We start from the raw sequence: 1,238 nt of genomic DNA, 5'->3' as shown, positions 1-1,238 counted from the left end.
CTGACCCGCTCCCCGTATGTGATCCATTCATAATCAGGAATAACCGGCCTCATTCTGGCTGCATATTCTGGCAACCGGCAGATTTCTCGGCAAATTCAGAAGGTGTCATCCAGCCCAGGGCAGAATGGGGACGGCTCTGGTTATAGTGTATGCGCCAGCCCTCGATTTTGCACCGTGCATCCTCCACAGACATGAACCAGTTCTCGTTCAAACATTCCTGCCGCAATCTGCCATTAAAGGACTCCACCGTAGCGTTGTCGGTCGGTGTTCCCGGGCGTGAGAAGTCGATCCTGATCCCTCTTTCATACACCCACTTGTCCAGCATTTTCCCTGCAAATTCAGAACCATTATCGGTTTTCAGCAACTGCGGTAAAGGACGCCTGAGCGCTATGCTGTTCAGCATCTCTGCCACTTCTGTCGAACGCAGATTCTGTCCCACACAGATCCCCAGGCATTCGCGGGTGTAAAGGTCGATAACCGTCAACAGGCGCAGTCGTCGCCCGTCAAACAACGCATCAGAAACAAAATCCATGCCCCAGACGTGGTTTGGATATAAGCCCTGAGGCTGCGGCTGCCGCCGCTGGGCAGATTTATTGCGACGTGGTCGTTTGAGGCGTAGCGAGAGCCCTTGCTCACAGTAGAGGCGGTAGATCCGTTTGTGATTGTCGCGCCAGCCCTCACGCCGTAGCATCACGTGTACCCGGCGATATCCGTAGTGAATTCGCGTTTCGGTGATCTCACGAATACGCAGGCGCAGTGCGCTGTCATCGGCAGCAACAGAACGATATCTAAACGAGCTGCGGCTGAGCCGTAGCGCAAAACAGATTTGTCTTTCGCTGGCACCGTATCGGGCCTGTAAATCCCTGACCCATTCGCGCAGGCGTGCCAGCGTCAGTTCTTTTTTGCCAGCACATCCTGCAGCATCGCCTTGTCGAGGCTCAGATCAGCAACCAGCCTCTTCAGCCTGAGATTTTCTTCTTCGAGCTGCCGCATGTGCTTCAGCTCTGAAGGGGAAATCCCGCCGTATTTTTTACGCCACGTGTAAAAGGTGGCATCAGAGATACCCAGTTTACGGCAGACTTCAGGCACCGATGTACCCAGCTCGGCCTGTTTCAGGGCAAAGACAATCTGTTCTTCGGTGAATCGTGACTTTTTCATCGGCACAACCTCCACTCAGGGGAGTGTTTATCATGCCGGAATTCTGTTTCTGAATGGAGCAGGATTTTGGGGTAGGGTCA

1 protein-coding gene is annotated in these 1,238 nt (G+C 53.7%); it reads right to left on the bottom strand.

What is annotated here, in order from left to right; genetic code table 11:
• Nucleotides 1-49 precede the first annotated feature (49 nt).
• Nucleotides 50-1,158 (bottom strand): IS3 family transposase gene (locus AC1RKG_RS24795; RefSeq protein WP_394802846.1). Its coding sequence is split into 2 segments (ribosomal slippage): nucleotides 50-897 and nucleotides 897-1,158, totalling 1,110 coding nucleotides; the frame shifts between segments, so codons are not numbered across the junction.
• Nucleotides 1,159-1,238: the final 80 nt, after the last annotated feature.

The organism is Serratia sp. GW822-FHT06D09, from assembly GCF_058799515.1.
Note: the sequence above shows the minus strand (reverse complement) of the source record. Positions and strands in the feature narration are given on the sequence as shown.